19 protein-coding genes and 1 pseudogene are annotated in these 26,157 nt (G+C 72.7%); 7 read left to right on the top strand and 13 right to left on the bottom strand.

The genetic code is table 11. From position 1 onward, the window contains the following. Nucleotides 1-53: 53 nt before the first annotated feature. The 5 genes from IH00_RS0110685 to pdhA (IH00_RS0110665) form a co-directional block, all read right to left on the bottom strand. On the bottom strand, nucleotides 54-1,376 hold the full coding sequence (locus tag IH00_RS0110685) for an MFS transporter (RefSeq protein WP_039946713.1): 1,323 nt from the start codon (nucleotides 1,374-1,376) through the stop codon (nucleotides 54-56). Beyond that, a complete protein-coding gene (locus tag IH00_RS0110680; RefSeq protein ID WP_031072067.1) occupies nucleotides 1,373-2,014 on the bottom strand; it encodes a GntR family transcriptional regulator in 642 nt (213 codons plus the stop codon). The genes IH00_RS0110685 and IH00_RS0110680 overlap by 4 nt, the downstream gene beginning before the upstream one ends. Before the next feature lie 78 nt (nucleotides 2,015-2,092). Continuing rightward, entirely contained in the window at nucleotides 2,093-3,514 is a 1,422-nt protein-coding gene (locus IH00_RS0110675) for a dihydrolipoamide acetyltransferase family protein (protein WP_052411329.1), read from the bottom strand. Between the two features lie 29 nt (nucleotides 3,515-3,543). Then, complete coding sequence (locus IH00_RS0110670) at nucleotides 3,544-4,524, bottom strand: alpha-ketoacid dehydrogenase subunit beta (RefSeq protein ID WP_031072063.1); 981 nt, start codon at nucleotides 4,522-4,524, stop codon at nucleotides 3,544-3,546. 2 nt (nucleotides 4,525-4,526) lie between these two features. Beyond that, nucleotides 4,527-5,678, bottom strand: a complete 1,152-nt coding sequence (gene pdhA / locus IH00_RS0110665; protein WP_031072061.1) for a pyruvate dehydrogenase (acetyl-transferring) E1 component subunit alpha — start codon at nucleotides 5,676-5,678, stop codon at nucleotides 4,527-4,529. Between the two features lie 388 nt (nucleotides 5,679-6,066). Here pdhA (IH00_RS0110665) and IH00_RS40095 point away from each other — a divergent pair. Next, a pseudogene (locus tag IH00_RS40095) lies at nucleotides 6,067-6,364 on the top strand (response regulator); the annotation flags it as partial. 108 nt (nucleotides 6,365-6,472) lie between these two features. Continuing rightward, the gene (locus IH00_RS0110655) at nucleotides 6,473-7,489 is read left to right on the top strand and encodes a phosphotransferase (RefSeq protein ID WP_031072058.1); all 1,017 of its coding nucleotides are present in this window, start codon (nucleotides 6,473-6,475) and stop codon (nucleotides 7,487-7,489) included. Nucleotides 7,490-7,722: 233 nt separating this feature from the next. Here the strand turns inward: IH00_RS0110655 and IH00_RS0110650 are convergent, their stop codons facing one another. After that, the gene (locus IH00_RS0110650; protein WP_052411328.1) at nucleotides 7,723-9,375 is read right to left on the bottom strand and encodes a protein kinase domain-containing protein; all 1,653 of its coding nucleotides are present in this window, start codon (nucleotides 9,373-9,375) and stop codon (nucleotides 7,723-7,725) included. 435 nt (nucleotides 9,376-9,810) lie between these two features. On the opposite strand from IH00_RS0110650, the gene IH00_RS0110645 reads away from it, so the two are divergent. The 5 genes from IH00_RS0110645 (at nucleotide 9,811) to IH00_RS0110625 (ending at nucleotide 17,723) form a co-directional block, all read left to right on the top strand. Continuing rightward, a complete protein-coding gene (locus IH00_RS0110645) occupies nucleotides 9,811-11,433 on the top strand; it encodes a protein kinase domain-containing protein (protein ID WP_031072054.1) in 1,623 nt (540 codons plus the stop codon). A gap of 1,138 nt (nucleotides 11,434-12,571) precedes the next feature. Continuing rightward, complete coding sequence (locus IH00_RS0110640; RefSeq protein WP_052411307.1) at nucleotides 12,572-13,267, top strand: PadR family transcriptional regulator; 696 nt, start codon at nucleotides 12,572-12,574, stop codon at nucleotides 13,265-13,267. A gap of 185 nt (nucleotides 13,268-13,452) precedes the next feature. Then, nucleotides 13,453-14,238, top strand: coding sequence for an ABC transporter ATP-binding protein (locus tag IH00_RS0110635; RefSeq protein ID WP_063835348.1), 786 nt, complete (start codon nucleotides 13,453-13,455; stop codon nucleotides 14,236-14,238). Then, nucleotides 14,235-17,090 (top strand): FtsX-like permease family protein, encoded by a 2,856-nt coding sequence (locus tag IH00_RS0110630; protein WP_031072048.1) that lies wholly within the window; start codon nucleotides 14,235-14,237, stop codon nucleotides 17,088-17,090. Before IH00_RS0110635 ends, IH00_RS0110630 begins: the two co-directional genes overlap by 4 nt. 90 nt (nucleotides 17,091-17,180) lie before the next feature. Further along, the gene (locus tag IH00_RS0110625) at nucleotides 17,181-17,723 is read left to right on the top strand and encodes a bacterial proteasome activator family protein (RefSeq protein WP_031072046.1); all 543 of its coding nucleotides are present in this window, start codon (nucleotides 17,181-17,183) and stop codon (nucleotides 17,721-17,723) included. Nucleotides 17,724-17,950: 227 nt separating this feature from the next. Here the strand turns inward: IH00_RS0110625 and IH00_RS0110620 are convergent, their stop codons facing one another. The 7 genes from IH00_RS0110620 to pdhA (IH00_RS0110590) all read right to left on the bottom strand — a co-directional run bounded on the left by IH00_RS0110620 (nucleotide 17,951) and on the right by pdhA (IH00_RS0110590) (nucleotide 25,969). After that, nucleotides 17,951-18,931 carry an NAD(P)H-quinone oxidoreductase gene (locus IH00_RS0110620; RefSeq protein ID WP_031072045.1) on the bottom strand — a complete coding sequence of 327 codons (981 nt, stop codon included), beginning with the start codon at nucleotides 18,929-18,931 and terminating at the stop codon, nucleotides 17,951-17,953. 92 nt (nucleotides 18,932-19,023) lie between these two features. Further along, a complete protein-coding gene (locus tag IH00_RS0110615) occupies nucleotides 19,024-20,106 on the bottom strand; it encodes a potassium channel family protein (RefSeq protein WP_234334814.1) in 1,083 nt (360 codons plus the stop codon). Next, the gene (locus IH00_RS0110610) at nucleotides 20,103-21,440 is read right to left on the bottom strand and encodes a molybdopterin molybdotransferase MoeA (protein WP_078887689.1); all 1,338 of its coding nucleotides are present in this window, start codon (nucleotides 21,438-21,440) and stop codon (nucleotides 20,103-20,105) included. Before IH00_RS0110610 ends, IH00_RS0110615 begins: the two co-directional genes overlap by 4 nt. Next, entirely contained in the window at nucleotides 21,413-22,255 is an 843-nt protein-coding gene (locus tag IH00_RS0110605) for an NTP transferase domain-containing protein (RefSeq protein ID WP_031072039.1), read from the bottom strand. The genes IH00_RS0110610 and IH00_RS0110605 overlap by 28 nt, the downstream gene beginning before the upstream one ends. A gap of 65 nt (nucleotides 22,256-22,320) precedes the next feature. After that, the gene (locus tag IH00_RS0110600) at nucleotides 22,321-23,808 is read right to left on the bottom strand and encodes a dihydrolipoamide acetyltransferase family protein (RefSeq protein WP_031072037.1); all 1,488 of its coding nucleotides are present in this window, start codon (nucleotides 23,806-23,808) and stop codon (nucleotides 22,321-22,323) included. Beyond that, nucleotides 23,808-24,836: an alpha-ketoacid dehydrogenase subunit beta gene (locus IH00_RS0110595; protein WP_031072036.1), complete on the bottom strand. Its 1,029-nt coding sequence runs from the start codon at nucleotides 24,834-24,836 to the stop codon at nucleotides 23,808-23,810. Before IH00_RS0110595 ends, IH00_RS0110600 begins: the two co-directional genes overlap by 1 nt. After that, nucleotides 24,836-25,969, bottom strand: coding sequence for a pyruvate dehydrogenase (acetyl-transferring) E1 component subunit alpha (gene pdhA / locus IH00_RS0110590; protein WP_031072033.1), 1,134 nt, complete (start codon nucleotides 25,967-25,969; stop codon nucleotides 24,836-24,838). The genes IH00_RS0110595 and pdhA (IH00_RS0110590) overlap by 1 nt, the downstream gene beginning before the upstream one ends. Nucleotides 25,970-26,157 lie beyond the last annotated feature (188 nt).

The following is a 26,157-nucleotide window of genomic DNA, read 5'->3' as shown; positions in this document are numbered from 1 at the left end:
TGCGACGCCGGGGCCCCACGGCCTGGGCACCACGGCCCGGTCACACCGCCGGGTCACACCACCGGTACGTGCACGGCCTCGACCCTGCTCGCCACCAGCCGCTCGCGTTCCCGCCGCGCCGTGCGCGCACGCAGCCGGAGGATCTGGGTGATGCCCAGCGCCTGGAGCACGAAGACCGACGAGAAGGCGATCCGGTAGTCGTCGCCCGTCGCGTCCAGCAGCACCCCGACGGCCAGCAGGGTGGCCATCGAGGCGGTGAAGCCGCCCATGTTGACGATCCCGGAGGCCGTGCCCTGGCGCTCCGGCGGGTTCGCCGGCCGGGCGAAGTCGAAGCCGATCATCGAGGCGGGACCGCACGCGCCCAGGACGACGCACAGGGCGGCCAGCAGCCACATCGGGGCCCGTGCGCCCGGGTGGGCGAGGGTGGCCGCCCACAGGACGGCCGTCGCGGCGACCGTGCCGAGGGCGAGCGGCGCGCGCGCCCCGTGGTGGCGGGCGATGACCTGTCCGAAGGCCAGACCGAAGACCAGGTTGGCGAGCACCACCAGTGTCAGCAGGTCACCGGCCGTGCCCCGGGACAGACCCTGGTCCTCGACGAGGAACGGCAGGCCCCACAGCAGCAGGAACACCATCGCGGGGAACTGGGTGGTGAAGTGCACCCACATGCCGAGCCGGGTGCCGGGCTCGCGCCACGACCGGACGATCTGGCGGCGGACGAACGCCGCGCCGGCGTGGCGCACGGGCTCCGGTGCGCACCCCTCGGGGTGGTCCTTCAGGAACAGGAGGAGCACCACCAGGACGACGGCGCCGGCCGCCGCGCTGCCGGCGAAGGTCCACGTCCAGCCCAGCCCGTCCAGCATCCGGGCCACGACGATCGTGGAGACGAGGTTGCCGAGGACCCCGAACAGCCCGGCGATCTGCGCGACCAGCGGTCCCCGGCGGGCGGGGAACCAGCGGGTGCCCAGCCGCAGGACGGAGATGAACGTCATCGCGTCGCCGCAGCCGAGCAGCGCGCGCGAGGCGAGGGCCATGCCGTACGAGGGGGAGAGGGCGAAGCCGAGCTGGCCCGCGGTGAACAGCACGACGCCGAGGGTGAGGACCTTCTTGGTGCCGAGCCGGTCGACCATCAGGCCGACGGGTATCTGCATGCCCGCGTAGACGAGCAGCTGGAGTATGGAGAACGTGGACAGCGCGGAGGCGTTGATGCCGAAGCGGTCGGCGGCGTCGAGCCCGGCGACGCCCAGGGACGTGCGGAAGATGACGGCGACGAAGTAGACGCTGACGCCGACGCCCCACACGAGGACGGCGCGGCGCCCGCCGGGGGCTTCCCCGCCGGAGGCGGGGGGAGGGCCGGACGGCAGGGCGGCCCCGCTCACCGGTCCTCGCCCCGGACCAGCACCTTCACCCGGCTGACGTGCCGGTGCACGCACTGCGCGGCGCCCTCCGCGTCACCGGCGCGCAGGGCGCCGAGGATCTCGGCGTGCTCGGCGATGTTCTTGGCGATGCGGTCCGGGTGGGCCTCCATGACGGCGACGCCCATCCGCAGCTGGCGGTCGCGCATCTGGTCGTACAGGCGCGACAGGATCTCGTTGCCGGCGTGGCGCACGATCTCGGCGTGGAAACCGCGGTCGGTGACGGCGACGGCCGCCAGATCGCCGTTCTCGGCGTGCCGGCGCTGCTCCTCCAGCAGCGCCTCCAGCCGCTCGATGAGCCGCGCCGACGCCGGTACGGCCCTGCGGACCGCGAACTCCTCGACGAGCAGGCGGGTTTCGACGACGTCGGCGATCTCCTGCGCGGAGACGGCGAGCACGAGGGCGCCCTTCTTGGGGTAGAGCTTCAGCAGCCCTTCCATCTCCAGCTTCAGCAGCGCCTCGCGCACGGGCGTGCGGGAGACTCCGACGGCCTCGGCGAGCTCGCCCTCGGTGAGGAGGGTGCCGCCCTGGTAGCGGCGGTCGAGGACGGCCTGTTTGACGTGGGTGTAGACGCGGTCGGCTGCGGCGGGGGCGGAAGGCATGAACACAGCATAGATACAACAGGGGGGCCGGAGAGAGGCCCGTCCCGGCATGTGGGACGGGCCTCGCTCAGCGGGGCGTCACGCCCAGGTGATGAGCCTCTTCGGCTGCTCCAGGACCGCGGCGACGTCCGCGAGGACCTTGGAGCCGAGCTCCCCGTCGACCAGGCGGTGGTCGAAGGAGAGGGCCAGCGTGGTCACCTGACGGGGCTTCACCTTGCCCTTGTGGACCCACGGCTGGAGCTTGATCGCTCCGACCGCCAGGATCGCGGACTCGCCCGGGTTGAGGATCGGCGTACCGGTGTCGACGCCGAAGACGCCGACGTTGGTGATGGTCACCGTGCCGCCCTGCATGGCCGCGGGGGTCGTCTTCCCCTCACGGGCCGTGGACACCAGCTCCGACAGGGCCTGGGAGAGCTCGGGCAGGGTCTTGGCGTGCGCGTCCTTGATGTTCGGCACGATCAGACCGCGCGGCGTGGCGGCCGCGATGCCGAGGTTCACGTAGTGCTTGACCACGATCTCCTGAGCGGCCTCGTCCCAGGAGGCGTTGATCCCCGGGTTCCGCCGGATCGCCACCAGCAGCGCCTTGGCGACGAGGAGCAGCGGGTTCACCCGGAGCCCGGCCATGTCCTTGTCGGACTTGAGCTCCTCGACGAGCCGCATGGTGCGGGTGACGTCGACCGTGACGAACTCGGTGACGTGCGGTGCGGTGAAGGCGGACCCGACCATCGCCTGGGCGGTGGCCTTGCGGACGCCCTTGATGGGGATGCGGGTCTCGCGCGCCCCGCCCGCCACGACGGCCTCGGGCTGCGGCTGCTGCTGCGGCTCGGGCTGCGGTGCCTGCGCCGGTACCGGTACGGCGGCGGGGGCGGCGATCGACGCGGCGGCGAGGGACACGGCCGCGTGGACGTCCTCGCGGCTGATGATCCCGTCGGGCCCGGTCGGCGTCACCGTCGCCAGGTCGACCCCGAGGTCCTTCGCCAGCTTGCGCACCGGCGGCTTGGCGAGCGGGCGCGGGCCGGCGGGGGCGGGGGCCGTGGGGGCGGCCGTGACCGTGCCCGCGCTGCCGTTCAGCTCGCCCTGGAGGGCGGCGGCGGCCGGCTGCGCCTCGGGGGCGGCGGCCGGCTGCTTGCGCGGGCGGCGCTTGGTGGACGTCGCCGCCACGCCGTAGCCCACCAGGACGGGCTGGCGTCCCTGCGGCTCGGCCTCACCGGCGGAGTCCTTGGCGGCGGGCTCCTCGGCCGCGGGCTGCGCGGTCTGCGGCTGCTCGGCGGCAGCCCCGGGGGCCACGTCCACCGAGATGATCACTTCGCCGACGTCGACGGTCGTGCCCTCGGGGAAACGCAGCTCGTGGACGACCCCGTCGTACGGGATGGGCAGTTCGACGGCCGCCTTGGCGGTCTCCACCTCACAGACGACCTGCCCGTCGGTGACGGTGTCGCCCGGCTGGACGTACCACTTGAGGATCTCGGCCTCGGTGAGGCCTTCCCCCACGTCCGGCATCTTGAAATCGCGGATCACAGCGGGCCTCCTCAGTACGCGAGCGAGCGGTCGACGGCGTCGAGCACCCGGTCGAGGCCCGGCAGGTACTCCTCTTCGAGCCGGGCCGGCGGATACGGCGCGTGGTAACCGCCCACCCGCAGGACCGGCGCCTCCAGGTGGTAGAAGCACCGCTCCGTGATGCGAGCGGCGATCTCGGCACCCGAGCCGAAGAAGACCGGCGCCTCGTGGACGACCACGAGCCGGCCCGTCTTCTCCACCGATGCCTGCACGGTGTCGAAGTCGATCGGGGAGATCGACCGCAGGTCCACGACCTCGACCGACCGGCCCTCCTCGGCGGCGACCGCGGCCGCCTCCAGGCAGACCTTCACCATCGGCCCGTACGCGACGAGCGTCAGGTCGGTGCCCGCGCGCACCGTGCGGGCGCGGTGCAGCTCGCCCGGGATGGCCTCCGTGTCGACCTCGCCCTTGTCCCAGTAACGCCGCTTCGGCTCGAAGAAGATCACCGGGTCGTCGCTCTGGATGGCCTGCTGGAGCATCCAGTACGCGTCGGACGCGTCCGACGGCGAGACGATCTTCAGGCCGGCGACGTGCGCGAAGAGCGACTCGGGGGACTCGCTGTGGTGCTCGACGGCGCCGATGCCGCCGCCGTACGGGATGCGGATGACGACCGGCAGCTTGATCTTGCCGAGCGCGCGGGCGTGCATCTTGGCGAGCTGCGTGACGATCTGGTCGTACGCCGGGAAGACGAAGCCGTCGAACTGGATCTCGGCGACCGGGCGGTAGCCGCGCAGGGCGAGGCCGATGGCGGTGCCGATGATGCCCGACTCGGCCAGCGGGGTGTCGATGACCCGCTCCTCGCCGAAGTCCTTCTGCAGTCCGTCGGTGACGCGGAAGACGCCGCCGAGCTTGCCGACGTCCTCACCCATGATGACGACCTTGGGGTCGTTCTCGAGCGCCGTGCGCAGCGACTCGTTGAGCGCCTTGGCGAGGGGGAGTTTCTGAACAGCCATGGTTACTTGACCTCGCCATCCGCGTCGGCGAACGACGCCTGGTAGGCGGCGAACTGCGCGCGCTCCTCATCGACGAGCGCGTGCCCGTCGGCGTAGACATTCTCGAAGATCGCCAGGTGGTCGGGGTCGGGCATGGACCGGACCGCCTCGCGGACGCGCTTGCCGAGGGCCTCGCTCTCCGTCTCCACCTCCTCGAACCACGCGGCGTCGGCGTGCCCCTGCTTCTCCAGGTGCGTCCGCAGCCGCAGGATCGGGTCCTTGGCCTCCCACGCCGCGCGCTCGTCGTCGTGGCGGTAGCGGGTGGGGTCGTCGGAGGTGGTGTGCGCGCCCATGCGGTACGTGAACGCCTCGACGAGCGTCGGGCCCTCGCCGCGCCGGGCCCGCTCCAGGGCCGACCGGGTGACGGCGAGGCAGGCGAGGACGTCGTTGCCGTCGACGCGGATGCCGGGGAAGCCGTAGCCCTGCGCGCGCTGGTAGAGCGGGACGCGGGTCTGGCGCTCGGTGGGCTCGCTGATCGCCCATTGGTTGTTCTGGCAGAAGAAGACGACGGGGGCGTTGTAGACCGCGGAGAAGGTGAACGCCTCGGCGACGTCGCCCTGGCTGGACGCGCCGTCACCGAAGTAGGCGATCACCGCGCTGTCCGCGCCGTCCTTGGCCACGCCCATGGCGTACCCGGTGGCGTGCAGGGTCTGCGAGCCGATGACGATCGTGTACAGGTGGAAATTGTTGCTGTTCGGATCCCAGCCGCCGTGGTTCACACCACGGAACATTCCGAGCAAATTGGCCGGGTCCACCCCGCGGCACCAGGCAACGCCGTGCTCACGGTACGTGGGGAAAACATAGTCGTCGTCGCGCAGTGCGCGGCCCGAGCCGATCTGCGCGGCCTCCTGGCCGAGGAGCGAGGCCCACAGGCCGAGCTCGCCCTGACGCTGGAGGGACGTGGCCTCCGCGTCGAAGCGCCGGGTCAGCACCATGTCGCGGTACAGGCCGCGGAGCTCTTCGGGGCTGAGGTCGATGTCGTACTCGGGGTGCTGGACGCGCTCACCCTCGGGCGTCAGCAGCTGTACGAGCTGAGGCTCCTTGGCGCTCGCGCTCGCGCTGGTGCGCTTACTGCTGCGACGCGGCTTGCGCGCGGCAGTGCCTTCCACGGTCACGTGCGTGCTCCTCCGTCTGTCCGGCCCCCGGGGTCCGCCGGGCGCTGGGGTTCCCCCTGCTCGTTTCGTCCGAGCGCGGGAGAGCGGCTCCGCCTGTCTCCGTACGCGTGCACGGGGTGGGTGCCCTCGGCCGGGAACAGGCGTGACAGGTGCCCCGGCGAGCACCCCGTCAAAGGCACGTTACCCAGTGCGCCGCATTACTGCGAAACCCCATTTGACCTGCGATTTTGCTTGGATTTCCAAGTAAATCGAGAAATGCGGGGACGACGAACGGAACTGCACTGGTCACAGCCTTGTGGGCCGCCGGAACACCGGCACGTTATCCCGCTGACCCGGCACACGGGAAGACTTCGTATGTCAGACTCATTCCGTGCGCGAAGACTGAAAAATCACCTTATTTCTCCCGGATGGCCATGAAGTCGTGCGCCGCGGAGTGCACGAGCTGCTCTCCGTCGAGCCCGGGATCGAGATCGTCGGCGAGGCGGGCACGGCGGCAGATGCGCTGGTCAGGATCCCTGCGACGCGTCCGGACGTCGCCGTCCTGGACGTCCGTCCGCCCGACGGCAGCGGGGTGGAGGTCTGCCGGGACGTCCGGCCCCTGGACGATTCCATCAAATGTCCATGCCCCCTCGTACGCGGACGACGAAGCGCTCTTCGACACGATCACGGCGGGCGCGTCGGGGCATGGAACGCCGCAGCCTGGTGGCGGCCTCTGTCGCCGCGCCTCCGGTCGGAGCCCGTGAGGCTCCAGGGGCGGGCGTGACGGACACACTGAGTGATCTAACATATGCGGAGTGCCGCGCTCATCTGCAACACCCCCCGCCCCACCCGTGAGTGCGCTGTTGCGCCGCTACGACGACCCCGGCGAGCCGCTCTCCTGCGTCCCGGTGACCCAGGGCCTGCTCAACCGCGGCTACCGCCTCGCCACCACCCGTGGCGCGTACTTCCTGAAACAGCACCTGGACTCCCCCACCGCCGACCGGGCCACCATCGTCCGCCAGCACCGCGCCACGCAGCGGCTGCACCAGCTCGGCGTCCCCGTGGCCCCGCCGCTGCCCGACGCCGGGGGCGACACCGTCGCGGAGATCGGCGGCCGGTGCTACGCCCTGCACCCCTGGGTCGAGGGGCGCCACCGGGGCGGCGACCAGCTGACGACGGCCGGCTCCCGCCGCCTCGGCGCCCTCCTCGGGCTCGTCCACACGTGCCTGGAGCAGGTCATGGAGCCGCACACGGACCGCGGGCACCGCAGCGCCGACCCGGAGGAGACCCTGCGGCTCATCGACCAGCTGCTGGCCCTCTCCCGCGGCCGCCGCCCCCGCGACGCCTTCGACGAACTCGCCGAGCACCGGCTGCTGGAGCGCCGCCGGCTCCTCGCCGACCATGCGCACCGCCGCCCCTTGCAGGCCGGCGCCGGCGGCTGGGTGCACGGGGACTTCCACCCGCTGAACCTGCTCTACCGGGGCGCCGAGCCCGCCGCCATCCTCGACTGGGACCGGCTGGGCGTGCAGCCGCGGGCCGAGGAGGCGGTGCGGGCGGCCGTCATCTTCTTCGTACGGCCGGCCGGGGAGCTGGACCTGGCGAAGGTGCGGGCGTACGCGCGGGCGTACCGGCGGGCGGCCGGCGCGGACGCGGCCGAACTGGCGGCGGCGGTGCACCGAGTGTGGTGGGAACGGCTGAACGACTTCTGGATACTGCGCTGGCGCTACCAGCTGCACGACGGCAGGGCCGACCCGCAGTTCCCCGCGGTGTCGGCCCTGGCGGTGTGGTGGACACGGGAGTACGAGGCGGTCCGCGACGCCTTCACCGGCTGACGCGCGCCGCCCCGCGGCGGGGGATCCGGCCGGGGCCTGCCCGGGGCCGGGCCCCGCGAGCCGCGGGGGGCGGGAGGACAGGCCCGGCGGGGGAGCAGGTGACAGGCCGGGCAGGGGCCCGGACGCAGGACCGGCGGGCGGAGGACCGGCCCGACAAGGGTCCTGGTGCAGGCCTGTTCGGCTGACCGGCCCGGCAGGGTCCGGACGCAGGACCGGCGGGCGGAGGACCGGCCCTACGCGCCGCCTCCCTGCGAGGTGCCGGTGATCGTCCCCTGGCTGGTGCCCTCGGTCGTGCTGCCCACGGAGCCGCCGCCCTCGGTGGACCCCTCGGTGCCGCCCTCCGTGGTGTTGCCCTCCGTGGTGTTGCCCTCGGTCGTGTTGCCCTCGGTGGACCCCTCGGTGCCGCCCTCGGTCGTGCTGCCGTCGGAGGTGTTGCCCTCGGTGGTCCCGTCCGTGCTGCCGTCGGTGGTGCCCGGGGAGGGCGTGTCACCGGACGGGGACGGCTGGTCCGGCGACGGCTGCGTCGGCGGCTTCTGCGAGGGCCAGTTGTTGTCCCAGTTGTTGCCGCCGCCCGTTGAGGTGTCCGGCTCCTGGGTCGGGTCCGACGGCTCGTCGCTCGGCGTCGGGCTCTTGTCCTCGCCGGGCGTGGACGGCGCGGTGCTCTTCGGCGGCTGCTGCTTCTGGTCGTTCTTGCCGGTGCCGGCCTTGTCGAAGGCGTACACGGCTCCGGCCACGATCGCGATCAGCGCGAAGGCGACGAACAGCCACAGCTTGCCGCGGCCGCCGCCGCTGCCGCCGTGCCCGCCGTCGTACGCGTACGCGCCGTCGTTCGGGTTCGCCGGCGGCAGGATCGCGCCCTGCGACGTGTCGCCGTGCGGCGGGTGACCCATGGCGGTCGTCGCGGCGACGCCGCCGACCGCGGCGAGGCCGCCCTCGTGCATCTCGACGGGGCCGGTGTTCCAGGTGCCGGTGTGGCTGCCCTGCTGCTGCAGCATCTGCAGCCCGTACTGCACCAGCCCGCGCATCTCCTCGGCGCTCTGGAACCGGTCGTCCGGGTCCTTGGCGAGCGCGCGCATGGCGAGGCCGTCGAGCTCCGGCGGCGCGACGTCGGAGACCTCCGACGGGGGCACCGGCATGTCCTGCACGTGCTGGTACACCACGGACAACGGTGTCTCGCCGGTGAAGGGCGGGCGCAGCGCCAGCAGTTCGTACAGCAGGCAGCCGGTGGCGTACAGGTCGGAGCGGTGGTCGACGGCCTTGCCGAGCGCCTGCTCGGGCGAGAGGTACTGCGGGGTGCCCATGACCATGCCGGTCTGGGTCATCGTCGTGGACGCGCCGTGCAGGGCGCGGGCGATGCCGAAGTCCATCACCTTCACGGCGCCGCTGTGGGTGATGATGACGTTCGCCGGCTTGATGTCACGGTGCACGATGCCGTGCTGGTGCGAGTACGCGAGCGCCTCCAGCACACCGGAGACGATGATCAGCGCCTGCTCGGGCGGCGGCGCCTCCGCGTTGATCAGCAGGTCCCGGATGGTGCGGCCCTCGACCAGCTCCATCACGATGTACGGCACCGACTGGCCGTTGACGACGTCCTCGCCGGAGTCGTACACGGCCACGATCGCGTGGTGGTTCAGCCCGGCCACGGACTGCGCCTCGCGGGTGAAGCGGGCCTTGGACACGGGGTCCTCGGCGAGGTCCGCGCGCAGCAGCTTGACGGCGACCGTGCGCCCGAGGCGGACGTCCTCGGCGGCGAACACCTCGGCCATGCCGCCGCGGCCCAGACGGTGCGTCAGCCGGTAGCGGCCGTCGCCGACCAGCCCGCCGGCACCCCACTCCGAGGCCTCGTCCTGCGCCGTGCGGCCCGTCGCCGTCCCTCCGTCGCGCACGCCAGGCGTGTCGCGGGCGTCCTGGCCGCCCTGTGCATCCCGCGCATCCCGCGTGTCGCGGCCGTCCGGCACTCCGCCGCCATCCGACACTCCTCCGCCGCCGCCTGCTTCGGATCCGGGTGCCATCAGTCCTCGCCGTCGTTTCTGTGCCCGCGTGCTGGGTGCGCCTGCGGTGTGCCGCCGTGTTCTCAAGGGGTACTACGCCCAGTCACGCTACAGCCTCCGCGCGCCTGGCCGGTCGGGATGGACCGGCCATCCAATCGCTTCCACGTACACCTGTGCAAATTGCATGCCCGGCGTGTAACGCTTCCGAGACGCTTCTTGTGCGTACGGTCACGGAACGGGCACCCGGCTTGACGTGTCCCGGCCCTGGGGCAGACTGGGCCCGTAAAACCGGATCACCGCGGCCACGCGCGCGCACGGGGGAGCAAGACGATGAGCCAGGACGGCGCACAGGGCCGCTATGCGGGCGGTTCGGTAGCGGGCGGCCGGTACCAGCTTCGCGATCTGCTCGGCGAAGGCGGCATGGCGTCCGTGTATCTGGCGTACGACACGGCACTGGACCGCCAGGTCGCCATCAAGACGCTCCACACGGAGCTCGGGCGCGAGCAGTCCTTCCGTGAGCGCTTCCGGCGCGAGGCACAGGCCGTCGCCAAACTGCAGCACACCAACATCGTCTCGGTGTTCGACACGGGCGAGGACGAGCTGGACGGCTCCCTCATGCCGTACATCGTCATGGAGTACGTGGAGGGCCAGCCCCTCGGCTCCGTCCTGCAGGCGGACATCCAGCAGCACGGCGCGATGCCGGCCGACAAGGCGCTCAAGGTGACGGCCGACGTCCTGGCCGCCCTGGAGACCAGCCACGAGATGGGCCTGGTCCACCGGGACATCAAGCCCGGCAACGTGATGATGACCAAGCGCGGCGTGGTCAAGGTGATGGACTTCGGCATCGCGCGCGCCATGCAGTCGGGCGTCACGTCGATGACGCAGACCGGCATGGTCGTCGGCACCCCGCAGTACCTGTCGCCGGAGCAGGCTCTCGGACGCGGCGTCGACGCGCGCTCCGACCTGTACTCGGTCGGCATCATGCTCTTCCAGCTGCTGACCGGCCGCATCCCCTTCGACGCGGACTCGCCGCTGGCCATCGCGTACGCCCATGTACAGGAGGAGCCGGTCGCGCCGTCCACCATCAACCGGTCGATCACACCGGCGATGGACGCGCTCGTCGCGCGGGCGCTGAAGAAGAACCCGAACGAGCGTTTCCCGAGCGCGGCGGCCATGCGCGACGAGTGCCTGCGGCTGCTGTCCGCCGGTCACACCGGCGCACCGGTGATCGTCGCGGGCAGCGGCCCCGGGAACAGCGGCTCGGCCGTCGGCTCGGCGGTCTTCCCGCCCGTCGACCACTCGACCCCGGCGCCGGGCCCGCACCACGTGCAGACCCCGTACCAGCCGACCCCGGCCCCCTACGGCCCGCCGACGCCGGCGCCCACCCCCACTTACGGATACCCGCAGCACACCCCGCCGCCCGGCCCGGCCACGGCGTCGGCGCCGTACCGGCCGACCCCGACTCCCACGCCGTACACGGCCCGGCCGCAGACGGGCCCGGCCCCCACCGGCGGCGTGAAGGGGAACATGCCGGCGATCGTGAGCGCGATCGTCGTCACGCTGCTCGCCATCGGCGGTGTGATCGTGGCGATGAACGTCGACGACGAGGACCCGGGCACCGAGGCGGGCACCGGCGGTACGAGCGAGTCGGTCGACCCGGACCACAAGGGGCCGAACCTCGGCGCGACGATCGACACGAAGAAGTGCACGGCGCCCCGCGAGGGCGACGACCCGGAGAAGTTCGAGGTGCCGGACTTCCGGTACAAGAACATCGAGTCGGTGAAGGCCTGCATCCAGGCGGCCGGCTGGAAGATCAAGAAGGAGACGCCGGTCAACGAGAACGTCTACGGCGAGGGAACGATCCTCACCCAGTTCCCGACGGACGGCACGGAGATCTCCGAGGACGAGGCCGAGTTCACCCTCGAGATCTCCACGGGTGACCCCGCCTCCTGACGAGACACCCGGCACCACCCGAACGGGCCCGTCGCGCACCTGCGCGACGGGCCCTTCGCAGCTGTCGAGATGCCGCTCCGTCGCGGGCATGTGACGCTGAGCGCGTTGTCACGGCGAAGACCGTGACAACGGCTACCTCGGCGGTTCGGCACGGGAGGGGGTCACGTGGTGACTCCAGGACTCGGCTCGCGACGGGCGCTCGCACTCGCGCTCGGCTCGTTGATGTGGGCGCTGCCCGTGGGTGCGCACGCGGACGAGTCGCAGGCGCCCGCGCGGCAGGCCGGCCCCCGCAGCTCCTCCCCTCCCGCCCGGCCGGCCCCGCGGACCGCAACCCCTGTCCCGAGCGCGCCCGCCACCGATACCGCTGCCCATGCCGGCGGTGGTCCGGCCGGGGCGGCCGGCAGCGGGGCGGGCGCCGCTGCGGGGCACACGGGCGGGGGCTTCGGTGCGGCTCCCGGCCGCTATCCCGGCCCTGATCCCGGCCGCGATCCCGGCCGCGATTACCGCCGCGATCCTGGCCACGATTTCGGCCGCCCCTCCGGCAGGGTGCCCGGCAGAACTCCCGGCAAGGCTCCCGGCGAGGTCCGGCCGGGACGGGTGTCCGGCGGGGCCGAGGGGGCGCTCCGTCCGGGGCGCGTGTCGGTCCCTCCGTCGCCGTCGCTCGCCGGGCGCCCCGCGGGGGCGGGCCGGGAGCGGCCGGGGAGATCCGTTCCGCCGTCGCCCTCGACGAGCCCCTCCGCCTCTGACTCCGGCACGGGCACCGACTCGGGCACGGACGCGGGAGACCCCGCGCGTACCAAAACTGCAACAGCGCCGGACGCGTCCGGCGGGCAGGAGTCGCGGCCGGAAGGCGTACCGGAGGCGGACTCCCCAGGGGCCGCCGTCCCGTCCCGCACACCACCCGCCGCCGCGTACGAACCGGCGGCACGGGCCGCCGAGACCGCCGCTGACCGGCAGATTCCGGTCCTCACACTCGGCGTGGGACTCGCGATGATGGGGCTGGGACTGGGCTTCCTCGGCCTCCGGATGCGCCGCCGCTGAGCACCCCGGGAAACGGCCGGGTCCTCCTTGAGGGGGACGCCGCGCGTCCGTCCGAGGGCGGTTGCCCGTGCCGACATACTCGGTATACATACTCAGTATGTCGATCCGCCACGGGCTCCTCGCCCTGCTCGAACACGGCCCGCGTTACGGCTCCCAGCTCCGTACGGAGTTCGAGTCCCGCACCGGGTCCACCTGGCCGCTGAACGTCGGTCAGGTGTACACCACCCTCAGCCGTCTGGAGCGCGACGGCATGGTGGAGCAGAGCGGTGAGGACGATGCGGGCCATGCGCTCTACGCGATCACCGAGGCCGGCCGCGGCGAGCTCCGCACCTGGTTCGAGAAGCCGGTCGACCGCACCAGTCCCGCGCGGGACGAGCTGGCGATCAAGCTGGCCATGGCCGTCGGCGCGCCCGGTGTGGACATCCGTGCCGTCATCCAGTCGCAGCGCCGCCACACCGTCAAGGCGATGCAGGACTACACCCGGCTCAAGGCCCAGGCGATCACCGCTCTGGAGAGCGGGGCCTCGCAGGAACGCGACGACGTGGCCTGGCTGCTGGTGCTGGAACAGCTCATCTTCCAGACGGAGGCCGAGGCCCGGTGGCTCGACCACTGCGAGGCCCGGCTCATCCGGATCTCGGCGGCCGCCGGTGCCACCACTGCCGCCGGTGCCGGCCGTGCCGCCGGTGGTACGGCCGCGGCCCCCGGTGGCGCGGCCGCTGCGGCCGCACCCCCGCGCGTCCCGGCCTCCTCGTCCGAGCGCGTGACCGGCCGGAGCCGCGGGCCGCGGCACTGACCGACCCGCGGCCCCGACCGACGTCGCCCTGACCGGCCGCGGCGCTGACCTCGCAGCAGGCCGGGCCGGGGGCCCGACCGACCTGACCACCCGTACCTCCATCACGTACGTCCGCTTCGTCATCCGCTCCGTAATCCGCTTCGTACGCCCGCACCTGTGCGCGTGCGCCAAGGGGGGACCTCTCCATGCCAACGCCTCAGCCCCACCAGTCACAGCAACCCCATCAGCAGGCTCATCTCTCGCACCAGCAGCCGGTGCTGAGCCTCCAGCAGCTCACCCGCGTCCACGGCACCGGTGCCACCGAGGTCCATGCCCTGCGCGGGATAGACCTGGACGTCTTCCCGGGCGAACTGGTCGCCGTCATGGGCCCGTCCGGCTCCGGCAAGTCGACCCTGCTGACCATCGCGGGCGGCCTCGACACCCCCACCTCGGGCCGGGTCGTCGTCGAGAACACCGACATCACCACCGCCGACCGCAAGACGCTCGCCGCGCTGCGCCGCCGCAGCATCGGTTACGTCTTCCAGGACTACAACCTCATCCCGGCGCTCACCGCCGCCGAGAACGTCGCCCTGCCGCGCGAGCTGGACGGCACCTCGGCCCGCAAGGCGCGCGGGGAAGCGCTCGCCGCGCTGGAGGAGATGGGCCTCGGCCACCTCGCCGACCGGTTCCCCGACGAGATGTCCGGCGGTCAGCAGCAGCGTGTGGCGATCGCCCGTGCGCTGGTCGGCGACCGCAGGCTCGTCCTCGCCGACGAACCGACCGGCGCCCTGGACTCCGAGACCGGTGAGTCGGTACTGGCCCTGCTGCGGGCCCGCTGCGACGCGGGCGCGGCCGGCGTCCTGGTCACCCATGAACCGCGCTTCGCCGCGTGGGCGGACCGCGTGGTGTTCCTGCGGGACGGCGCGGTCGTCGACCAGACCGTGCGCAGCGACGCCGATTCCCTGCTGACAGGGCGGGCGGCCGAGCGGTGAACAACTGGTTCCATTCGTGGCGCGCGGCCGTGCGGATCGCCCGCCGTGACGCCTGGCGCTTCAAGGGGCGCAGCTTCCTCGTCCTGGCGATGATCGCCCTGCCGATCCTCGGCGTCAGCGCCGCCGACCTGACCATGCGCTCCGCGGAGCTGTCCACCGAGGAGAACCTCGCCCGTACGCTGGGCGCCGCCGACGCCCGTATGTCCGACGCCGGATACGGCGGCGCGGCGGTGCACCAGAGCCCGGACGCCGAGACGTCCCCTCCGGTGGAGAACTACGACAACAAGCCCTTCCCCCAGGGCAAGGCGGACATCGCCAAGGCTCTGCCGAAGGGCGCCACGGTCCTGGAGGACTCGACCGGGTACGGCAAGCTGCGCACCGCGCACGGTCTGCTGCACACCGAGATCCGCGAGCTCAGGACCAGCGACCCGATGACGCACGGCATCATGGCCCTGCTGGAGGGGCGCTTCCCGCAGAAGGCCGACGAGGTCGCCGCGAGCGCCCACTTCCTGGAGGTCAGCGGGCTGAGGGTGGGCTCGTCGCTCGCCGCGCGCGGCCTGGACCGCGAGTACCGGATCGTCGGCGCGTACGAGCTCCCCAATGACCTCAAGGCCGACCAGGTCAACGCCCTGCCGGGCGCGTTCCTGGAGCCGCTGGGCAAGGCGCTCACGGCGGCCGGGATGCCGGAGCAGGACAAGAGCACCACGTACCTGATCCACGTCCCCGGTGGTTTCACGTGGAACATGGTCAAGGACGCCAACACCAAGGGCGTGACCGTCGTGTCGCGCGCCGTCATGCTGAACCCGCCCGCGAAGTCCGAGGTGCCGCTGTACCAGCGCGCGGACTACACCGACTACGGGCTCAGTGAGGGCGCCGAGGCCGCCGCACTCGCGGCCGTCGGCACGGTCGTGGGCCTGGCGATGCTGGAGATCTGTCTGCTGGCCGGTCCCGCGTTCGCGGTCGGCGCCCGCCGCTCGCGCCGCCAGCTGGGGCTGGTGGGCGCCAACGGCGGCGACCGCCGTCACATCCGGGCGATCGTGCTGGCCGGTGGCCTGGTGATCGGTGCCGCGGCCGCCGTGGTCGGCACGGTGCTCGGCATCGTCCTCACCTTCGTGCTGCGGCCGGTGCTGGAGGACTACATCGGCCAGCGCTTCGGCAGCTTCGACGTCCGGCCGCTGGAGCTGCTGGGCATCGGGTTGCTGGCCGTGCTGACCGGCCTGCTCGCCGCGATCGTCCCGGCCGTCACCGCCTCCCGGCAGACCGTGCTGGCGTCGCTCACCGGGCGGCGAGGGGTACGCCGCAGCAACCGCGTCCTGCCGATGATCGGTCTGGTCGCCGTGGTGCTGGGTGCGGCCATCGCACTTTACGGTTCAGTGTTCTCCGACCAGTTCATCATCGTCGCCGGCGGCAGTGCCCTCGCCGAGCTGGGCGCGGTGGCGATGACCCCGGCCCTGGTGGGCCTGTTCGGGCGCGCCGGGCGCTGGCTGCCGCTGTCGCCCCGGCTGGCCCTGCGCGACGCGGTGCGCAACCGGGGCCGTACGGCTCCGGCGGTCGCCGCGGTGCTGGCCGCCGTCGCCGGAACCGTCGCCGTCGCGACGTACGCGGCGAGCGACGACGCCCAGGCCCGGGCGGCGTACGAGGCACGGCTGCCCCACGGAGCGGTCTACGCGATGGTCACCGAAGGCGGCGGCCGTGATGTTCCCGCGGTCCGCGACGCCGTGCAGAAGAATCTGCCCGTCGAGCTGCGGGCGGACGTGGACCGGATCGCCGTCGGCAAGCCCACCTGCGACCTGTACAGCGGCGGCGAGGGCTGCGGCCGCCACGAGGTGGTCATTCCGAAGGCCAACGAGTGCCCCCTGTGGGCCTCCACGCCGGACGGGTCCGACCCTGCCGAGAAGTTCAGCAAGGCCGAACGCCGCAAGCTCGCGAAGGACTGGCGCTGCCGTGATGGTCAGGGCATGTCCTTCACCGAGAGCGGGCTGGTCGTCGGCGACGCCAAGATCCTGAAGATCCTGGGCATCGAGGACCCGGCGGCCGAGAAGGCCCTCGCGGACGGCAAGGTCGTCACCTTCTGGCGACCGCTGCTGGACAAGGACGGCAAGATCTCGATCCGGCTGGTCACCGACACGGAGAAGGCCGACGCCGCCGCCAGCGCGGGCAAGGAGATACCGGGCGAGGTGAAGGCGCTTCCCGCGTACCAGGCGCCCGAGGGCACCAATGCGTACGGGCTGTCGGGCATCGTGCCGCCGGCCGCGGCCAAGGCGGCGGGCATGACCACGGTCCCGCTGGGCGCGTACTACTCGACCGGGCGCATGCCGACCACCGAGCAGCGCCAGAAGCTCGACGACGAGCTGGCCAGGACGGGCGTCGGCATCGACCTGCACGTGGAGGAAGGCTTCGTCAGCGAGAACAGCATCGTGCTGCTGACCCTGACCGTCTTCGCGGGCCTGATCACGATCGGCGCGGCCGGTATCGCGACCGGTCTCGCCCAGGCCGACGCCGAGGCCGACCTGAAGACGCTGGCCGCGGTGGGGGCGCCGCCGCGGGTGCGCCGGACGCTCAGCGGGTTCCAGTGCGGGGTGGTCGCCGTGATGGGTGTGGTGCTGGGGTCCGCGGCGGGCGTCCTGCCCGCGATCGGGCTCCGGCTGACCGAGCGGCGCGAGCAGATGAAGTGGTACCAGGAAGCCCTGGACCAGGGGTACGGAATGATGGGTGACGCCCCGCACGTTCCGATCATCGTTCCCTGGAGCACGCTGGCCGCCCTGCTGATCGCCGTTCCGCTGGGTGCGGCGCTGCTGGCGGCGCTCGTCACCCGCTCCCGTGGGGCTCTGGCCCGCCGCGCGGCGACGTAAGCCGGACGGATGTGCCCCTGGAGGAGGGTGGATCACCCTCCTCCAGGGGCAGACCGTGTGATGACGCACCTGTACGAGAGAATGGGCGGCATGGAGATGCCGAGGAATGAACGGTCGCAGGAGAGCAACCCCCACGTCCTCGTCGTGGGACAGGACGGGATGGCTCTCGGCGGCGGTGACGGTGACGACGAGTCGCGCGAGGTCCCGGTGACGGAGATGGTCGAACAGCCTGCGAAGGTCATGCGCATCGGAAGCATGATCAAGCAGCTTCTGGAAGAAGTACGCGCGGCTCCTCTGGACGAGGCCAGCCGGGTCCGTCTCAAGGACATCCACGCGAGCTCGGTGAAGGAGCTGGAGGACGGCCTGGCGCCGGAGCTCGTCGAGGAGCTGGAACGCCTCTCCCTGCCCTTCACGGACGAGGCCGTTCCTTCCGAGGCCGAACTGCGGATCGCGCAGGCGCAGTTGGTGGGCTGGCTGGAGGGGCTGTTCCACGGCATCCAGACGGCGCTGTTCGCCCAGCAGATGGCGGCCCGCGCACAGCTGGAGCAGATGCGTCGCGCGCTTCCCGCCGCCGCGCACCACGACGACGAGGAGCACGCCCACGGCGCCATCCGCTCGGGGCCGTACCTGTAAGGGCACACCGGCCCGGCAGGCACCGGTGCCGCGCCGTGCCGTCGTCGAGGCCCGGCACCCGCACACGCGGGTGCCGGGCCTCTGCGCTGGACCGGATCCGGTCCGGTCGTGTCGGATCAGGTCAGGTCCCGTCCAGTCCTGTCTGGTCCGGTGCGGTCCGTATACGGGGTGTCCCGGACGGGACGTGGCGTGCGGAGCTCAGGGCAAGGCTCAAAGCAAGGCAGGGGTCAGGGCCTGACCAGCAGCATCTTGCCCACGTGCGTGCCGCTTTCCAGCGCGCGGTGGGCCTCCGCCGCATCCGGGAGCGGGAACGTACTGTCCACCACCGGCCGCACCGTGCCCGAGGCGATCAGCGGCCATACGTGCTCGCGGACCGCCGCCATGATCGCCGCCTTCTCCTCCAGCGGCCGCATCCGCAGCGACGTCGCCGTCACCGCCGCGCGCTTCGCCAGCAGGGCACCGAGGTTCAGTTCGCCCTTGACGCCGCCCTGGAGGCCGATGACCGCGAGCCGCCCGTTCACCGCGAGGGCCCTGATGTTCCGGTCCAGGTACTTGGCGCCCATGATGTCGAGGATGACGTCCGCCCCGGCTCCGTCCGTCGCCTTCTTCAGCTCCTCGACGAAGTCCTGCTCCCGGTAGTCGATGAGGATGTCGGCGCCCAGCTCGGCGCAGCGCTCCAGCTTCTCGGGGCCGCCCGCCGTGACCGCGACCCGTGCGCCCACGGCCTTCCCCAGCTGGATGGCCATCGTGCCGATGCCGCTCGCGCCCCCGTGGACGAGCAGCGTCTCGCCCTGCCGCAGGTGCGCCACCATGAACACGTTCGACCAGACCGTCGCGGTGACCTCGGGAAGCGCCGCCGCCGTGACGAGGTCGAGCCCCTGCGGCACGGGCAGCACCTGCCCCGCCGGCACGGCGACCTTCTCCGCGTATCCTCCGCCGCTGAGCAGGGCGCACACCTCGTCCCCGACGGACCAGCCCACGACGCCCGGCCCCAGCGCCGCCACCCGGCCGGAGCATTCGAGGCCGGGGTACGGGGACGCCCCGGGCGGCGGGTCGTAGAAGCCCTGCCGCTGCAGCAGGTCGGCACGGTTGACCGCGCCGGCGGCCACCTCGATGAGGATCTCGCCCTCGGCCGGCACGGGATCGGGCACCTCGGCCCAGACGAGCGCCTCGGGTCCACCTGGTTCCGGAATCGTGATCGCATGCATGGCGGCGAGGCTACTCCGGCGACGCCCGCTACGGACGTGCCGTCCGCGGGTCACTCCGGCGGCGAGCTCAGCGGTGCGACGCCGTCCGCGGGTCACTCCGGCGGCGAGCTCAGCGGTGCGACCGGCTTGGCGCGGACGATCGTGATCAGCCGGTCCGTCAACTGCAGCGGGCTCGCAGCAGGATCGTCGTACCCCAGCAGCCGGTGGCCGCGCAGCACGCTCACCACCAGATCGTCGGTCTCCCGCACGCTCTTGCCCACCTCGGCCTTTATCACCGGCCGTTCGACCAGGTCGAGCCCGCTGCCCGACTGGATCAGATCCTCCATCACCGTGCCCGCGCTCGGGCTCAGCACCGACAACCCGAGCAGCCGGCCGGCCGCGCTCGCGCTCGTGATGACCGCGTCCGCACCCGACTGCCGCAGCAGCGGGGCGTTCTCCTCCTCCCGCACCGTTGCGACGATCTTGGCTCCGCGATTGAGCTGGCGTGCCGTCAGGGTGACCAGGACGGCCGTGTCATCGCGCTGCGTCGCGATCACGATCTGACGTGCTCGCTGGACCTCCGCCCGGAGCAGCACATCGCTGCGCGTGGCGTCGCCCACGACGCCGACGAACCCATCGCTGTTGGCCGCCTCGATGACCTTGTCGCTCGGGTCGACGACGACGATCCGCTCCTTCTTCAGGCCGGTCGCGATGAGCGTCTGGACGGCCGAGCGGCCCTTCGTACCGAAACCGACGACGACGGTGTGGTCGCGCAAGGTGGACCTCCAGCGGTTCAGCCGCCACTCGTCACGAGTGCGCTCGGTGAGCACCTCCAGAGTGGTACCGACGAGAATGATCAGGAACAGCACGCGCAGCGGGGTCACCAGCAGCACGTTGACGGTCCTTGCGCTGTCGCTGTGGGGGACGATGTCGCCGTATCCGGTGGTCGACAGCGTCACGGTGGCGTAGTAGATGGCGTCGAGCACGTCGACGTCCCCGTCGGCGTTGTCGTGGTAGCCGGCCCTGTCCACCACGACGATGAAGACGGTCAGCGCGAGTACGCACAGCGCCATCAGCAGCCGCTTGGCCACCTGCCGCAGGGGACTCTCCACGACCTGGCGCGGCATCTGCACCCGGGAGATGTCCAGGTGCTCCTCGGCACGACGGGCCATCGCGTCCTGGCCGGGAAGTTTCACGTGAAACACCCTTCGGTGGGCGACGGCCACGGCAGGCCGAGGATTTCCAGGACATCGCCGGCCTTGGCGCCGCCGGGAGGGACGACCGCCAGGCCATCGGCCTCGGCTATGCCGCGCAGCATGGCCGGCCCGTTGTAGTGCAGCGGCACCGCCCGGCCGGCCCGGTGCCCCACCGGCACCAGGCGCGTGTCGTGCGGATGGCCGTGCACCGCGTTGCCCACGGGAAGCCGGTACGGCTCCGTGACCGGCCGACGCCCGCAGAGCCCGCGCAGCAGCGGCTCGGCAAGGGTGAGCAGTCCGGAGACGGCCGCCAGGGGATTGCCGGGCAGGCCGACCAGATGGCGCTCGGAGGTGAGGCGTGCCAGCAGCATCGGGTGGCCCGGGCGCACCTTCACCCCGTCGACGAGCAGCTCCGCGCCGGCCTTGCGCAGGACGGGGTGCACATGGTCGACCGGTCCCGCCGCAGTGCCGCCGGTGGTGATCACCAGGTCCGCCTCGGAGCCCGTGACGGCCGCGTACAGCGCGTCCGCGTCGTCCTCGATACGCCGGGTGGCGACGACGTCCGCGCCCAGGGCGGCCAGCCAGGGCCCGAGCAGGGGCCCGAGGGCGTCCCGGATCAGGCCGTCGTGCGGAAGGCCGGCCGTCAGCAGCTCATCGCCGAGCACCAGGACGTCCACACGCGGGCGCTCCACCGTCACCAGCTCGTCGTAGCCGGCGGCCGCGGCGAGGCCGAGCACGGCGGGGGTGACGGGCCCGCCGGCCGGCAGCAGCTCGTCACCGGAGCCGCACTCCTGGCCGCGCGGCCGGATGTCCTGCCCCGGCAGCACCTCGCGCTCGGCGTACAGCCGGGCGACGACCGCCGGAGCGCGGGAGGGCTCGGTGCGTGCGGAATCGGTACGCGCGGGCTCTGGGCGTGCGGGCTCTGTGCGTACCGGCTCGGTACGCGCGTGCTCGGTGCGGATGACCGCGGTGGTGCCGGGCGGAACGCGGGCGCCGGTGGCGATCCGTACCGCCTCACCGTCGGGCAGCTCGGCCGCCCGGGCGTGACCGGCCAGCACGGACCCGCCCTCGGACACCCTCCAGGGGCCGGGGCCGGCGACGGCCCAGCCGTCCATGGCGGAGGTGTCGAAGGACGGGAGGTCGGTGAGCGCGACGAGCGGCTCGGCCAGTACGCGGCCGAGGGCTTCCGCCAGGGACACTCGCCGGGACCGCACGGACCGTGTCCGGCCGGCCCCCGCCGCGAGCGCGCGGGCCTCGGCCCAGGGCGTGGCCCGGTGCCGCTCCTCGCCTCCGCCTCCTGGTGATGTCATTCCCGGCCGGCCTCGTTCGCCCAGCGGTCGGCGAGTGCGGCGGCCTTGCGCGCCGCCTCGGCCACGGCTTCGGGGCCGTCGCCGCCGGCCTTGGCGGCCGCGTACCCGACCAGGAAGGTGGTGAGCGGCGCGGCGGGCCGGGCGACGCCGTGCGCGGCGTCCCGGGCGAGATCGAGCAGGACGCCGGTGTCGACGTCGAGTTCGATGCCGAGTTCGGCCTTGACTGCGGTGATCCATTCCTCCAGCACGTTCCCATGCTCCCTGATCCGGGCGCGTGCCGTGGCGAGGTCTTCCCAGGTGTCGCAGTCGAAGGAGGCGAACGGTCCGAGGGGGACCCGTGCGACGTCGAGTTCCTGGACGAGCAGCCGCAGCGGCAATCCGGACAGACTGCCGTATTCCGTTGCCAGCAGCGCGATTTCCCGCCGCAGCGGCTCGGTGCGGTACGCCGCGACGAGCGGCTGGTCGCGGCCCTCGGCGTCCACGGTCAGCGCACCTTCGTTGTCGCCGGCCTCCAGGGCATCGGTCAACGTCCGCACGCTGTCCTCCCCCAGGAACGGCAGGTCGCCGCTGAGGACGACCACGTGGCCGGCCTCCACGTGCCGCAGTCCGGCCGCGAGCGCGGCCACCGGTCCGCCTCCGGGAGGTTCCTCCCGCGCCCACACCACGGGCCGCACGGTGGGGCGCCGGTCGCCGACCACCACGACGCGGGTCGCTTCCCGGCAGGCCGCGAGCACCCGGTCGAGCAGGGCACGCCCGCCCACGCTCAGTCCGGGCTTGTCCGCTCCGCCGAGTCGCTTGGCGGCTCCCCCGGCAAGCACGACGACGTCAGTTCGGGTCACGCGACCAGTATCCCGAACCCGCCGGAGCCCCCGGTCCCCGGGGGAGCACCCCGGGGAGCGGGACCTCAGAGCGTGCGCAGCAGCACCGCCGGAGCCTCCACGCAGTCCGCCACGTACCGGAGGAATCCGCCTGCCGTGCCTCCGTCGCAGACCCGGTGGTCGAAGGTGAGCGAGAGCTGCACGACCTGGCGGACGGCGAGTTCGCCCTGGTGCACCCAGGGCTTGGGGATGATCCTGCCCACCCCCAGCATGGCCGCCTCGGGGTGGTTGATGATCGGCGTCGAGCCGTCGACCCCGAACACCCCGTAGTTGTTCAGGGTGAACGTGCCGCCCGTCAGGTCCGCCGGGGTCAGCTTCCCGGCCCGCGCCGCCTCCGTCAGGCGGGCGAACTCCGCCGTCAGCGACTCCGCCGTGCGGCGGTGGGCGTCACGGACGACGGGCACGACCAGGCCCCGGTCGGTCTGGGCGGCGAAGCCCAGATGCACCTCCGGGAGCCGCACGATCTCCCGCGCCTCGGTGTCGACCGTGGCGTTGAGCTCCGGGTAGCGGGCCAGTGCGGCCGTGCAGATACGGGCCAGGAGCGCCAGGAGGGAGATCTTCGGCCCCCCGGCCGCGTTCATGGCGGTCCGCGCGGCCATGAGTTCGGTCGCGTCGGCGTCGACCCAGCAGGTGGCCTCGGGGATCTCACGGCGGCTGCGGGACATCTTGTCGGCGACCGCGCCGCGCACGCCGCGCAGCGGCACTCGCTCCGCGACCGCGGGTGCGGTGGCGGCGGGGGTGGCGGGAGCGGGGGCCGGGGCGGTGACCGGCTGCACCGGCGTGGCGATCGCCCGCTCGACGTCGGCGCGCAGGATCAGCCCGTCGGGGCCGGACCCGCGCAGCGCACGCAGGTCGATGCCCTGCTCCCGGGCCAGCTTCCGCACGAGCGGTGAGATCACCGGCACGGGACCGTCCCCGGGCACGGCCGCCGGAGCCGGTGCGGCCGCGGGTGCAGCGACAGAAGCGGCGGCAGCGATAGAAGCGGCGGAATCGGCACCGGGTGCGGTCGCGGCCGGAGCGGCGGGAGCCGTACGGGCGTCCGCCTGCGCCGATCCGGACGGAGCGGCGGCGGACGCCGCCCGCACCCGGCGCCTGCGCGCCACCGGCGCCCCCGTGCCGTACCCGACGAGGACGTTCCCGGACGTCTCCTCCGCAGCGGAGGACGCGGATCCGGAGGTGGTCGCGGATCCGGAGGCGGTTGCGGATCCGGACGGGGCCTGGGAAGGCCGGCCCGGGGCATCCGGGGAGGAGTCCGACGGCACCGACGTCGCGCCGACGGCCACCGTCAGCAGCGGCGCCCCGACCGGCAGCTCCGTCCCTTCCTCACCGAACCGTGCGGTCACCACGCCCCCGTACGGGCACGGCACCTCCACCATCGCCTTGGCCGTCTCCACCTCGACGACCGGCTGGTCTATGGCGACGACGTCGCCGACGTCCACCAGCCAGCGCACGATCTCCGCCTCGGTGAGGCCCTCGCCGAGGTCCGGCAGTTTGAACTCCAGCACCTGGGCCATCAGCTGTCCGCCTCCCACTGCAGTCGCGCCACCGCGTCGAGGATCCGGTCCACGCCGGGCAGATGGTGCCGCTCCAGCATCGGCGGCGGGTAGGGAATGTCGAACCCGGCCACGCGCAGCACCGGCGCCTCCAGGTGGTGGAAGCACCGCTCCGTGACACGAGCGGCGATCTCGCCGCCCGGTCCGCCGAATCCGTTGGACTCGTGCACGACGACCGCCCGGCCGGTGCGCCGTACGGACGCGCACACCGTCTCGTCATCGAACGGCACCAGTGAGCGCAGGTCGACGACCTCCAGGTCCCAGCCCTCGGCCCGGGCCGCCTCGGCTGCCTCCAGGCAGACCGGCACGGAGGGCCCGTAGGTGATGAGCGTCGCGCTGCGACCGGTGCGCCGCACCACCGCGCGCCCGATCGGCTCCACCGCCGCCGGGGCCTCCGGCGACCAGTCGGACTTCGACCAGTAGAGCCGCTTCGGCTCCAGGAAGACGACCGGGTCGTCGGAGGCGATCGCCGCCCTGAGCAACCCGTACGCGTCGGCGACCGTGGCGGGCGTGACGACATGGAGCCCCGGAGTCGCCATGTAGTACGCCTCGGACGAGTCGCTGTGGTGCTCGACGCCGCCGATCCCGCCGCCGTACGGCACGCGCACCACGATCGGGAGCGGCATCGCGCCCCGCGTCCGGTTGCGCATCCGCGCGACATGGCTGATCAACTGCTCGAACGCCGGGTAGGCGAAGGCGTCGAACTGCATCTCGACGACCGGCCGCAGCCCGTACATCGCCATGCCGACCGCCGTGCCGAGGATGCCCGCCTCGGCGAGCGGGGTGTCCGTGCAGCGGTCCTCGCCGAACTCCTTGGCGAGCCCGTCCGTCACCCGGAAGACACCGCCGAGCGTGCCGACGTCCTCCCCCATGACGTGGACCGACGGGTCCTCGGCCATCGCGTCGCGCATCGCCCGCTGGAGGGCCTGCGCCATGGTGGCCGGCTTGGCCGCCGCCCTGGCCGCGGACGTGGTTGCCACGGTCGTCATCACGCCTCACCTTCGGCGTCGAGCTCGGCACGCAACTGTGCTGCCTGCTCACGCAGTTGTGCCGTCTGCTCGGCGAAGACATGCGCGAACAGGTCCATGGGCTCCAGCTCCGCGTCGGCGTTCATCCGCTCGCGCAGCCGCGCCGCCATCACCTCGGCGTCCTCCGCCGCCTGCCGTATCCCCTCCTCGTCGAGGAGGCCCCTCTCGGTCAACTCCCGCTCCAGCAGCCGGATCGGATCGTGCGCGCGCCACGCCTCGACCTCGCCGTCGCCGCGGTAGCGGGTGGCGTCGTCGGCGTTGGTGTGGGCGTCGATGCGGTACGTGACGGCTTCCACGAGGGTGGGGCCGCCGCCGCGCCGGGCGCGGGCCACCGCCTCGGAGAGGACCTGGTGCACCGCGGCCGCGTCGTTGCCGTCGACGAGCCGGCCCGGCATGCCGTAGCCGACGGCCTTGTGGGCCAGCGAGGGCGCGGCCGTCTGCTTGGCCAGCGGGACGGAGATGGCGAAGCCGTTGTTCTGCACGAGGAAGACCACGGGCGCCTGCCAGACCGCGGCGAAGTTCAGCGCCTCGTGGAAGTCGCCTTCGCTGGTGCCGCCGTCGCCGACCATGGCCAGGGCCACCACGTCGTCGCCCTTCAGCCGCGCGGCGTGCGCCAGTCCCACGGCGTGCGGGAGCTGGGTGGCGAGCGGGGTGGAGAGGGGCGCGATGCGGTGCTCCCGCGGGTCGTACCCGGTGTGCCAGTCGCCGCGCAGGAGGGTCAGCGCCTGGACGGGGTCCAGGCCCCGCGCCACGGCGGCGAGCGTGTCGCGGTACGACGGGAAGAGCCAGTCCTGCTCCTCCAGCACGAGGGCGGCGGCGACCTCGCAGGCCTCCTGGCCGGTGGTCGACGGGTACACCGCGAGCCTGCCCTGCTTGGTGAGGGCCGTCGCCTGCGCGTTGTACCGGCGGCCGCGCACCAGCTCGGCATAGAGCCGGCGCAACAGCTCGGGGGCGAAGCCGGTCGCGGCGTCCGTACCGAGCACCCGGTACGGCTCGGGGTCCGGGAGCAGCGGTGCGGGATCGGTGCGCGGCTTCCACGCCGGGGGCGGGGTGGGCCGGTAAGGGGCGGCACCGGGCAGCTCTTGGACCGTCATGACAGCACCTCCTCGTGGGAGCGGGCATAAGACCCGAAGGGGGGCACGACTGTGACGCGCCTCACCTACCGATTGTTCGGTCGTGGCGGCATTTTGGCTACAGGCGCCTCCAGCCTGTGGACAAACGGTTCTCCACAGCCTGGGATGGAAGCAGGTCGTCCATGCGAGAGAGGCGGGGGGACATGGCA

This window comes from Streptomyces sp. NRRL S-118 (assembly GCF_000716335.1).
GTDB lineage: Bacteria > Actinomycetota > Actinomycetes > Streptomycetales > Streptomycetaceae > Streptomyces.
The sequence above is the reverse complement of the archived record's forward strand: the minus strand, read 5'-3'. Positions and strand labels throughout refer to the sequence as shown.

Coding starts and splice junctions, on each gene's coding strand:
- IH00_RS0110680 (WP_031072067.1), bottom strand. CDS start 2,014: ATGCCTTCCGCCCCCGCCGCAGCCGACCGCGTCTACACCCACGTCAAA.
- IH00_RS0110675 (WP_052411329.1), bottom strand. CDS start 3,514: ATGCCGGACGTGGGGGAAGGCCTCACCGAGGCCGAGATCCTCAAGTGG.
- IH00_RS0110670 (WP_031072063.1), bottom strand. CDS start 4,524: ATGGCTGTTCAGAAACTCCCCCTCGCCAAGGCGCTCAACGAGTCGCTG.
- IH00_RS0110645 (WP_031072054.1), top strand. CDS start 9,811: ATGAGCCAGGACGGCGCACAGGGCCGCTATGCGGGCGGTTCGGTAGCG.
- IH00_RS0110640 (WP_052411307.1), top strand. CDS start 12,572: ATGTCGATCCGCCACGGGCTCCTCGCCCTGCTCGAACACGGCCCGCGT.
- IH00_RS0110635 (WP_063835348.1), top strand. CDS start 13,453: ATGCCAACGCCTCAGCCCCACCAGTCACAGCAACCCCATCAGCAGGCT.
- IH00_RS0110625 (WP_031072046.1), top strand. CDS start 17,181: ATGGAGATGCCGAGGAATGAACGGTCGCAGGAGAGCAACCCCCACGTC.
- IH00_RS0110620 (WP_031072045.1), bottom strand. CDS start 18,931: ATGCATGCGATCACGATTCCGGAACCAGGTGGACCCGAGGCGCTCGTC.
- IH00_RS0110600 (WP_031072037.1), bottom strand. CDS start 23,808: ATGGCCCAGGTGCTGGAGTTCAAACTGCCGGACCTCGGCGAGGGCCTC.
- IH00_RS0110595 (WP_031072036.1), bottom strand. CDS start 24,836: ATGACGACCGTGGCAACCACGTCCGCGGCCAGGGCGGCGGCCAAGCCG.
- pdhA (WP_031072033.1), bottom strand. CDS start 25,969: ATGACGGTCCAAGAGCTGCCCGGTGCCGCCCCTTACCGGCCCACCCCG.